Annotated in this window: 7 protein-coding genes; 6 read left to right on the top strand and 1 reads right to left on the bottom strand. The window is 71.6% G+C overall.

Annotated elements, in window-relative coordinates; all coding sequences use genetic code 11:
• From AC08OP_RS13430 to AC08OP_RS13455, 6 genes are all read left to right on the top strand, one after another.
• Nucleotides 1–192: GDP-mannose 4,6-dehydratase (locus AC08OP_RS13430; RefSeq protein WP_476614497.1), on the top strand; the 192-nt coding region annotated here is incomplete at its 5' end.
• A 121-nt stretch (nt 193–313) separates the two neighbouring features.
• Entirely contained in the window at nt 314–1,666 is a 1,353-nt protein-coding gene (locus AC08OP_RS13435) for a hypothetical protein (RefSeq protein WP_476614498.1), read from the top strand.
• Nucleotides 1,663–3,000 (top strand): glycosyltransferase family 4 protein, encoded by a 1,338-nt coding sequence (locus AC08OP_RS13440; RefSeq protein ID WP_476614499.1) that lies wholly within the window; start codon nt 1,663–1,665, stop codon nt 2,998–3,000. Before AC08OP_RS13435 ends, AC08OP_RS13440 begins: the two co-directional genes overlap by 4 nt.
• Before the next feature lie 21 nt (nt 3,001–3,021).
• Entirely contained in the window at nt 3,022–7,845 is a 4,824-nt protein-coding gene (locus AC08OP_RS13445) for an alpha-(1->3)-arabinofuranosyltransferase domain-containing protein (RefSeq protein ID WP_476614500.1), read from the top strand.
• Between the two features lie 97 nt (nt 7,846–7,942).
• On the top strand, nt 7,943–9,088 hold the full coding sequence (gene nicT, locus AC08OP_RS13450; protein ID WP_476614501.1) for a Nickel transporter NicT: 1,146 nt from the start codon (nt 7,943–7,945) through the stop codon (nt 9,086–9,088).
• Between the two features lie 246 nt (nt 9,089–9,334).
• Complete coding sequence (locus tag AC08OP_RS13455; RefSeq protein ID WP_476614502.1) at nt 9,335–9,475, top strand: hypothetical protein; 141 nt, start codon at nt 9,335–9,337, stop codon at nt 9,473–9,475.
• Between the two features lie 422 nt (nt 9,476–9,897).
• Here AC08OP_RS13455 and AC08OP_RS13460 read toward each other — a convergent pair whose 3' ends face one another.
• Nucleotides 9,898–10,629, bottom strand: coding sequence for a Crp/Fnr family transcriptional regulator (locus AC08OP_RS13460; protein ID WP_476614503.1), 732 nt, complete (start codon nt 10,627–10,629; stop codon nt 9,898–9,900).
• Between the last annotated feature and the right edge of the window lie 160 nt (nt 10,630–10,789).

Here is a 10,789-nt window from a genome sequence, read left to right on the forward strand (position 1 = left end):
GGGTTCGTGCGGCAGGATCCCCGGTTTTTCCGGCCGGCTGAGGTGGATGTGCTGGTGGGGGATTCGTCGAAGGCGCGGGAGGTGTTGGGGTGGAAGCCGCGGGTGGGGTTCGAGGAGTTGGTGGCGATGATGGTGGACGCCGACGTCGCCGCCGAGACGGAATCGGCCGACAAGGCACTGACAATCCGTTGAGCACCGTTCCCGGGAGTACCAGGCGGCCGACCACCCCGGCGCGGGTGAACCGGCCCCACGCGGGCATTCCGTTGCGCGGGGTGGGGAGTACCCCTGCGTATGTCGTCGGGGAGGACTCCGCATGAAGCGCAATACCGCCCAACTGGGCGGCGCGTCGGTCGCGATCGCGACCGACGGCTGGACGCTGCGTAAACGCCTGAAACAGACCCGGGGCACCCGGCTGCGGGGGGCGGTGCGCGGCGCCATCCCGCTGGCGCTGGCCGGCCTGCTCGCCAACCTCGCCAACATGGGCGTCACGCTGATCATCGCGCGCGCGATGAGTACCCGGTCCTACGGCGCGGTCGCCCAACTGATCGCAATCTTCTTCATCGTGTCCATGCCGGGCAGCGCCCTGCTCGTGGGGGTGGTCCGGCGGATCACCACCTGGCAGCACAGCGGGCAGTTGGACCTGGTGGCGCAGTGGGTCCGCCGGGTCCGCCGGGTCGGGGTCGCGCTCGTGCTGGTCGTCGCCGTGCTCGCGGTGGCCGCTCGGGGCTTCGTGGCCCACGAGCTGTCGCTGCCCGGTCCCGGCGGCGTCGCCGAGATCGTGACCGCCGGTGCCGCCTGGTGTCTGCTCTGCGTCGACCGGGGGCTGCTGCAGTGCGGCCGGCTCTATCCGGCGCTGGCCGCCAACCTGCTCGTCGACGCCGCAGTGAAGACGGTGTTCACGATCGGGCTGGTGCTCGCCGGTCTGGACGAGACCGGCGCGGCGATCGGCGTCCTGCTCGGTGTGCTGGCCGCCCTCGCCCACACGCGGTCCACGCTGCGCCGCCACCCGGACGCGGTCGTAGGAATGTCGCCCGAGCCGGGCTCGCCCGCGGCGCCCACGGCCCGGCTGGCCGTCGAGGTCGGCGCCGCTCTCGTCGCGCTGGCGATGCTCGGCCTCCTGCAGAACATCGACGTCCTTATGCAGGGCCGGCTCGCCCCCGACCAGTCGGGCTCCTACGCGGCCGTCTCGGTGGCCAGCAAGGTACTCGTACTGGCGGCGGTCGTGCTGGCCGGCTTCCTGCTGCCGGAGGCCGCCGATCGACGACATCTCGGGCAGCACGCCCTCCATCAACTCGGAGCAACGCTAGCGATACTCCTCGTACCCGCACTGGGGCTGCTCTCCGCCGCTCTCCTCGCACCCGACACACTTCTCTCCCTGGCCTTCGGCTCTCGCTTCACCGATGCCTCCGGCGCGCTTCTCCCCTTGGCCGCAGCGATGACCTGTCTCGGAGCTACCGTGCTGTTCACCCACTACCTGCTCGCTCTCGGCGAGCGTGGCGTACTGCTGGCCCTGGGGCTGGCCGCCGCCGCGGCCGTCCCCCTCATGCTGTGGGCGGACGGATCACCGACGAGCACCGCCCGCGCCGACCTCGCCTGCCAGGCCGTGCTGGCCATCGTCACCGGCCTGTCGGTGCTCGCCGCCGCCCGCCGGACGGCTCGGGCATGAGCGCCGCGAGCAATCGTCGCGGCCCCGGCGCGACGATCCCGCCGACCCCCGAGGGCCTCGTCGTGCCGCCGGCCGTCCCGGTCCCGCCGGGCCTCCTGACCGCGCAGGTGGGAGCGCCCGGGATCGAGGCCGCGCCGCGCCGACCCTCCCTCGCCGAGCTGGTCGAGACTTCGGGGCTGCGCCGCGTGCACATGCTGGCCTGGCGTGATCTCGACGACCCCGAGTCGGGCGGGTCGGAACTGCACGCCGACAAGGTCGCGGAGCTGTGGGCGCAGGCCGGCATCGACGTGAGCCTGCGCACGGCCGTGGCGTCCGGCCATCCGGAGTCCGTCCACCGCAACGGCTACACGGTGGTCCGCAAGGCGGGCCGGTACTCGGTCTTCCCGCGCACAGCGGTGTCCGGCGCGCTGGGCCGCGGCGGGCCCTGGGACGGTCTGGTCGAGATCTGGAACGGGATGCCGTTCTTTTCCCCGGTCTGGGCCCGCTGCCCCCGGGTGGTGTTCCTGCACCACGTGCATGCCGAGATGTGGCGGATGGTGTTGTCCCCGAAGCTGGCCAGGATCGGCGAGACCGTCGAATTCAAGATCGCGCCACTGCTGTACCGGCGTACGCGCATCCTGACGCTGTCCCCGTCGTCCCGGCACGAGATCATCGAACTGCTCGGCCTGCCGCCGCGCAACATCTCGGTCGTGCCGCCGGGCATCGACCCGTCGTTCTCCCCCGCAGGCGAGCGCTCGCCGCATCCGCTCGTCCTCGCTGTCGGGCGTCTGGTGCCGGTGAAACGGTTCGACGTCCTCATCGACGGGCTCGTCCGCGCCCACGATGAACATCCGGCGATGGAGGCGGTCATCGTCGGCGAGGGCTACGAGCGGGTGGAGCTGGAGAAGCGGATCTCCGCTGCCGGAGCCGGCGGCTGGCTGCACCTCGTCGGGCGGGTCGACGACGACGCCCTGCTGGCGCTGTATCGGCGCGCCTGGGTGCTGACCTCGGCCTCGGCCCGTGAAGGCTGGGGCATGACGATCACCGAGGCCGCTGCCTGCGGCACGCCGTCCGTCGCGACGAAGATCGCCGGACACACCGACGCGGTCGTCAACGGCGAGACCGGCGTGTTGGTGGAGGATCCGGCCGACCTGGGCAAGACACTGGCCGGCGTGCTGACCGATCACGATCTGCGCGCCCGGCTGTCCGCCGGGGCGCTGGCGCATGCGTCGATCTTCACCTGGGCGCAGACGGCTCGCTCGACGTTCGCGGCACTCGCCCGGGAGGCGGCCCGGCATCAGGGCCGCCGCTCCACCGCGGCCCGGGCCGCGGACCTGGTTGGGCCGCACCGGTGACTGCGATGATCCGGTGATCCGGTGACCGTGACCACGTCGCCGTCCGGTCCGGCCCCCTCCGGTCGCACCGAGTCCGATCGCTCCGGTCACACCGAGTCCGGTCGCACCGAGTCCGGTCCGGCCTCGGCGACGATCCGGCGGCGGCGGCCGCCATCCTGGCCGACCCTGGTGCTGGCCGCCGTGGCGTATCTGCCGCTGCTGGCGACGGCACCAGGAAAGATCGGCGCCGACACCAAGGCGTACCTCTACCTCGATCCGAGCCGGATGCTGCGCCGGGCGGTCTCCATGTGGGACCCCGGCATCGGCATGGGCACCGTCACCCATCAGAACATCGGCTACCTGTTCCCGCAGGGCGCCTTCTACTGGCTGCTGGATCTCGTCGGCCTGCCCGACTGGGTCGCGCAGCGGCTGTGGACGGGCTCCATCCTGTTCGGCGCCGGCACCGGCGTGCTGTTCTTGCTCCGCTCGTTCCGCTGGCCCGACCGCTTCGCGTTCGTCGCCGCGTTCGGCTACATGCTCTCGCCCTACATCCTGGAGTACGAGGCGCGGATCTCGGCGATCCTGCTGCCCTACGCCGGACTGGGCTGGTTGATCGGCATCACCGTGCGCGGGTTGCGCGAGGCGGAGTCCGGCCGGGCCGGCTGGCGTCCCGCCGGCTGGCGCTTCCCCGCCGCCTTCGCCCTCGTGGTCACGACGATCGGCAGCATCAACGCCTCCAGCCTGATCTTCATTCTGTTTGCCCCACTGCTGTGGATACCGTTCGCCGTCTGGGGTACCCGCGAGGTCCGGCTCGGCGCCGCCGTGAGTATGTGCACCCGTGCGGTGCTGGTCGTCCTCGTCACGTCGGCATGGTGGATCGCGGGGCTCTACACCCAGGCCGGTTACGGCCTCAACGTCCTCGCCTTCACCGAGACAATCGAGACGGTCGCCAGCAGCTCGCAGGCCTCGGAGGTGCTGCGGGGCCTGGGCAACTGGTTCTTCTACGGGCAGGACGCGCTCGGTCCGTGGATCGGGCCGGCCACCCACTACACCCAGAGCATCTGGCTAACCGCGGTCAGCTTCGCCATACCCATCCTCGCCCTGATCGGTGCCTCGGCCATCCGCTGGGGCCAGCGCGGCTACTTCGTCGCGCTGATCCTGCTGGGCACCACGATCGCCGTCGGCGTCTACCCGTACGACGATCCCTCTCCCTGGGGACGGCTGTTCAAGGACTTCGCCGAGGGATCGACGGCCGGTCTCGCGCTGCGTTCGCTGCCCCGGGCGGTCCCCCTGGTCGCGCTGGGCATGTCGGTGCTGCTCGCGGGCGGGCTCGCCGCGCTCTGGGAGCGGTACGCGGCGGCCGGTCCGACCGCTACGGCTGCTACGGCTGCCCCAGGTGCCCCAGGTGCCCCAGGTGGGCGGCCGGTCCGGTCGGGCCGGCGCCGGCGGCTGGTCCCGCCGCTCGCCACCGGGGTGGTCCTGCTGTTGCTGGCCCTCGACATGTCACCGCTGTTCCGCGGCGAGTTCGTCGAGCCGTTACTCGAACGCCCCGAGCACGTCCCCGCCTACGAGACCGAACTCGCGCGTGCCCTGGACACTAGGAACAACGGGACACTTGGGAACAACGGCACGCGGGTGCTGGAGCTTCCCGGTGCCGACTTCTCCCACTACCGCTGGGGAAGCACCCTCGACCCGGTCACCGAGGGGCTGATGGACCGTCCGCTGGTCGTGCGGGAACTCATCCCCTACGGCGAGGCGGGCAGCGTCGACCTGGTCCGCTCGCTGGACCGCCGGTTGCAGGAGGGGGTGTTCGAGACCTCCGCCCTGCCGGATCTCGCCCGGCTGATGGGCGTCGGCGACGTGGTGCTGCGCAGCAACCTCGCCTACGAGCGGTACCGGACCCCGCGCCCCCGGGCCACCTGGAACCTGTTCACCTCGACCAGACCGGACGGGCTGGGCGTACCGCAGACCTTCGGACCGCCGGTCGCCGAGGATCCCGGTATCCCGTTCACCGACGAGGTCACCCTCGGCACCGACCCGTCGGTGCCCGATCCGCCGGCGCTGGCCGTCTTCCCGGTCAGCGGCGCGCAGCCGATCGTGCGCACCGCCACCACCGCGCGGCCCCTGCTCGTCAGCGGCAACGGGGAGGCGCTGGTAGACGCGGCGGCCTCCGGCCTGCTCGCCGAGCCGATCGCCGACGGGCGGGCGATCCTCTACGCCCCGGCACTCGCCACCGATCCCGCCGCGATGCGCCAGGCCCTCGACGACGGTGCGGACCTGCTCGTCACCGACACCAACCGGCGGCGCGCCGAACGGTGGACGGGCATCCGGGAGAACTTCGGCTACGTCGAGCAACCCGGGGTCAGGCCGCTGGCGAAGGACCCGAACGACAACCGGCTGCCGATGTTCCCCGACCAGAACGTGACCAGCGAGACCACCGCCGCCCTGCACGCCCCGGGATCCCCGGCGAAGATCGCTGAGGTGACCGCCACCAGCTACGGAAACAGCTTCTCCTACGGGGCGTCCGACCGACCGGTCCGCGCGATCGACGGCGACCCGGGCACCGCGTGGCGGGTCGGCGCCTTCACCGACCCGGCCGGGGAGGCCTGGCAGACCACGCTGGCCGAGCCGACGGCGACGGACCAGATCCGCCTCGTCCAGCCGCTGACCGGGCCGCGCAACCGGTGGATCACTCGGGCGACGCTGACCTTCGACGGCGGCTCCCCGGTGACCGTCGCGCTCACCGACGCCTCCCGCACCGCCGCCGGGCAGGTCGTGCGCTTCCCCACCCGGGCCTTCCGGACGTTGCGCATCCACGTCGACGCGACGAACACCGGCCGGCAGCGCAGCTACGACAACGTCTCCGCGGTCGGGTTTGCCGAGGTCGCCATCCCCGGAGCGAACGGGGCACCGCTGACGGCCGAGGAGGTGCTGCGGATGCCGAGCGACAGCCTCGACGCCGCCGGCGCCGCCTCCCTCGGCCACCGGCTGGCGCTGGAGGTGTCCCGGGACCGGGCCAACCCGTCGGAACCGTTCAAGCAGGACACCGAGTCGGTCATCAGCCGGTCGTTCTCCCTGCCGACGGCCCGGACGTTCGCGCTCACCGGCACCGCCCGCGTCTCCGCCTATTCCCCCGACGACCGCGTCGACCAGGTGCTGGGCCGCCCGGCCGCCCTCCCAGTGGTGACCTCCTCCGGCCGGCTGCCGGGATCGCTCGCGGCGCGGGCGTCGAGCGCCTTCGACGGAAACCCGGTCACCGCGTGGAGCCCGGGCATCGGCAACCCGCGGGGCAGCTGGATCCAGATCGCCTCGCCGACCCCGTTGACGGTCTCGTCGATGACGATGTCGATCGTCGCCGACGGTCGGCACTCGATCCCGACCCGCATCGGAATCGAGGTCGACGGCCAGCGGGTCGGCGCGGTGGCCGTGCCTCCGGTCACCGACACCTCGGCGCGCGGGGGCACCCGCGAGGTGGCCCTCACCTTCCCGGCCGTTACCGGTGGCACGTGGAAGTTCGTCGTCGACGACGCCCGGACCGTCACCAGCATCGACCCCATCAGCCGCTCGCCGCTGGCGATGCCGGTGGGCCTCGCCGAGATCGGGATGCCCGGCCTCGCGGCCGGCGCCACGGGCACCGGTCAGCCCGCGGCGGGCACGACAGGCACGGCAGGGAGCACCGGGACGGGGCTGTTGCCGGCCCAGATCCCCGCACCCTGCCGGACCGACCTGCTGAGCATCGACGGTCAGCCGGTGGGGGTGCAGGTCACCGGGGGCACCGCCGACGCGGTCAACCGGCTCGGGTTGACCGTCGCCACCTGCGGCCAGCCGGTCACCCTCGGCCCGGGGGAGCACGTGATCCGGACCACCGACGGGGCCCTCGCCGGCATCGATCTCGATCGCCTGCTGCTGGCCTCGGACGCCGGCGGCGGCCCGTGGCTGAACGCGACCGGCGCCGCCTCCGCCGTCTCCCCTGCCGGGACCCCACCAGCCGCGACGGGCACCACCGGAACGACGGGCACCACCGGAACGACGGGCACCACCGGAACGACGGGCACCACCGGAACGACGTCGGCCGCCACGCCACGGGTGACGGTCCAGTCGGCCGGCGACACCTCCTTCACCGTCGACGTGGCGGGGGCGCGGCCCGGTACCCCGTTCTGGCTGGTGCTCGCGGAGAGCCTCTCCCCGGGTTGGAAGGCGACCGTGGGCGGCGCCGACTTGGGTGCCCCCAGGCTGGTGGACGGCTACGCGAACGGCTGGCGGATCACCCCGACGGCCGCCGGGTTCACCGTCACGCTGACCTGGGCCCCGCAACGGATCGTGTGGTTCTCCCTGGTGTTGTCCGCGGTGACGGTGCTGCTCTCCCTCGCGCTGGTGATCTTCTACACCCGCCGAGCCCGCGCGACCGTGGCCACGCGGTCGTCCCGGACGTCCCGGACGTCCCGGGCACCCGAGCCGGATCTGCCGACGGCCGAGCCGTGGTCCGACCGGGCGGGGCGTGCCGGCCCGCGCACCACCGTGCTCGCCGTGTTGGGGATGGGTCTGCTTTCGGCGGCGCTGGTCTCCCCGGTGGCGGGGGTCATCGTCGCCCTGGCGACGGCCGTGGCGCTGCTCGTGCCCCGCGGCCGTCTGCTGACCCGCGTCGGCCCGGTGGTCTGCCTGGGCGTCAGCGCCTTGTACGTGCTACAGGTGCAGGCCCGGCATGCGCTGCCGACGGACGGAGACTGGGTCGCCGCGTTCGGGAAGGTGGCGACGATCTCCTGGCTCACGGTGCTGCTGCTGGCGAGCGACCAGCTCGTCGCCCAGCTGCAACGACGGCGCGCGGCGGCGGCAAAGCTCTGCATCATGGATGCTTCTGCAACTTAGTTGCAGAAGCATCCATGATCTGGTTATCGTTCTTCTGCCCGCCGCACGAGAACTCCCCCGTCCACGTCGGCGGGTGCACCGCGAGGGGAGACCTGCCATGGCCGCGCAGGCCGGCACCATGCCGAGGGAGGGCCTTCCCACCGGGGTCCGCGGGGCGCTCGACCGCCGGGAGTGGGTGCGCGTCGGCGGCATGGCCGCGGTCATCGTCGGGCTACACGTGATCGGCTGGGTGACGCTCGCGGCAGTCATCGCACCGCACCACTACCGCTTCGGCGCTGACGGCCAGGTCTTCGGGGTCGGCCTCGGAGTCACCGCCTACACCCTCGGCCTGCGCCACGCCTTCGACGCCGACCACATCGCCGCGATCGACAACACCACCCGCAAACTCATGACCGACGGTCAGCGCCCACTGTCCGTCGGCTTCTTCTTCTCCCTCGGCCACTCCACGGTCGTGTTCGCCCTGGCGCTGCTGTTCAGCGTCGGCGTCCGCTCCCTGGCCGGGCAGATCGAAGCCGACGGCTCGACCCTGCACGACGTCACCGCCTGGATCGGTACCGCCGTCTCCGGTGGCTTTCTCTACACCATCGCCGCACTCAACCTTGTCATCCTCCTCGGCATCATCAGGGTCTTCCGCGACATGCGCCGCGGCAGGTACGACGAGGCCGGCCTAGCGGAGCAGCTGAACTCCCGCGGGCTGATGAACCGCGTCCTCGGCCGTTTCACCAGAGCGATCACCCGACCCTGGCAGATGTACCCGCTCGGCATGCTGTTCGGTCTCGGCTTCGACACCGCCACCGAAGTCGCCCTGCTCTTCCTCGCCGCCGGCGCCGCCGGTGCCGGCCTGCCCTGGTACGCCATCCTCGTCCTGCCGATCCTGTTCGCCGCCGGCATGAGCCTGCTCGACACCATCGACGGCTCGTTCATGAACTTCGCCTATGGCTGGGCCTTTTCCCAACCGGTCCGCAAGGTCTACTACAACATCACCATTACCGGGCTGTCCGTCGCGGTCGCGTTCCTCATCGGCAGCGTCGAACTGCTCGGCATCCTCGCCGAGAAAGCACATCTCACCGGCGGGTTCTGGGACTGGGTCGCGGGTCTGGATCTCAACGTCGTCGGCTACTTCGTTGTCGGCCTGTTCGTCGCCACCTGGGCCGTCGCTCTGCTGGTCTGGAAGTACGGCCGTATTGAGGAGAGGTGGGCGACGGGCCTGCCCGAGGAAGGCCGGGTCGAACCCGCCGGCTGACCGCCTGGCGTCCGATTCGGGGACCACCGACAGCACGGGCCCGGCGGCCGCCCCGAACCCGGGAACAGCCCGCACGAGGGACATGGCCGCGCCGGAGGCCGTCGCCACGCCGGAGGTCGTCGCCACGCCGGGCATGGTTGCCGCGTCGACCGATCGGGAGAGCAGGAACCAGGCATCGGCTCGACCTATCGACGCGAGATCCACCCGCACCGGGTGAAAATCACGGCCACGCAGCTCGGGATAGTCATGTTCGACGACGTCGTCGAACAGTTCGGCGGAGACGGCGAGCGCCAGGTCGGCCGCCGAGCATCGAGCGAACTCGGCCCGGAGGGCGGCGCAGTCACGCAGTTCCGATGCCTTCACCACCGCTCGTCCCGAGAAGCCTGACTCGTCGACGCGGGTGATTCCCTGGTGCATCGCGACGCGTAACCGAACCCACTCCGAATCGGGCCGGGAGTCGTTCAGGTGAAACAGCACGATGCGCAGCGCCCGGACGAAGGCAGCGACGACCCGACCCTCGTCGATGCCCGGCGGAAGAATCGCGATCTCACCGCCGCCGACGGCCGGAAAAATCCAGTGTGCCCGGTCCATCTCGGCCAGCGCGCACACCTCGTCCACCACCGTACCGAGATCACGCTGCCACCTTCTCGGCCGCAACACACCCGGCGGCGCGGTGCCGGTCCGGTCGGCGTCCAGGGCAATACACATACGCCGGATTCCGGGCGGTCTTCCGCTCACAGGCAACCTCCGCGGCCAGAACCGGACAGCAGCCACTGTCCCGCGTCACGCGGACCGACCGCCCCGTATTCTCACGGGTTTGCGGCAAGCCGCAACGCCCCGATGTCGTGGATCACGACAGTGCGATAACCAGTGTCAAGGACGTTGCGCTGCCGCAGTTCCCGCAGCACCTTGTGCACTGTCGGCTCGGCCGCGCCGACCAGGGCGGCAAGCTCCGGCTGAGTGAGGGACACCCCGACCGATCGCCCACCGCCGGCGGCACCGCCATACGCCCGCTCCAGTTCGAGAATCACCCGTGCCACCCGCACCGCGACCGGGCACCCGCCGAACTCGACCCGACGGCGGGTCGCCGAGCGCAGTTTCGTCGCGATCGTGCTGGTCACGATCTGGTGCACGTCCGGCTGCCGGCGCAGGAAGGCGACGAACGCCTCGGCCAGGATCACCTTCGCGAGCACGGCCCCGGCGGCGGTCACCGTCGCCGAACGCGGCTCGGAATCCACCCCCGCCAGCTCGCCGACGAGGTCACCGCCGTGGCGAATGGCCAGCAGCGCGAAGCCGCCGTTCTCGGTCGCCGCGGTGACCTTCACCCATCCGTTCAGCAGGAGGACGACGAAGTTGGTGGTGTCCCCCTCCCGCATCACGATCTCCTCGCTCGCGTACTCCCGGTAGAGGCCGATCTGCAGCATTTCCGCCCGGCACTCCGGCGACATGCGGCCGAGCAGACTCGCCCCCGGCCATTCCGCCCGCCGTGGCCGCGGCCCCCCGTCGGGTCCCGATCCCGTCGATCCAGCTTCCTGCCGCATGCCCCGCCCCTCGCCCGCGTCATGAGATCCGTCGACGGCGCCGAACACTTATCCACCATACGATCCATATTGTCGACCGACACGGGCGTGGCCTACGGAAGCACGCACGGTGGCATATGGAAGCACGACGGGGGATGCGGCGGAACTGGTGCGGCGGAGC

Source organism: Frankia sp. CeRuru1, assembly GCF_977966315.1.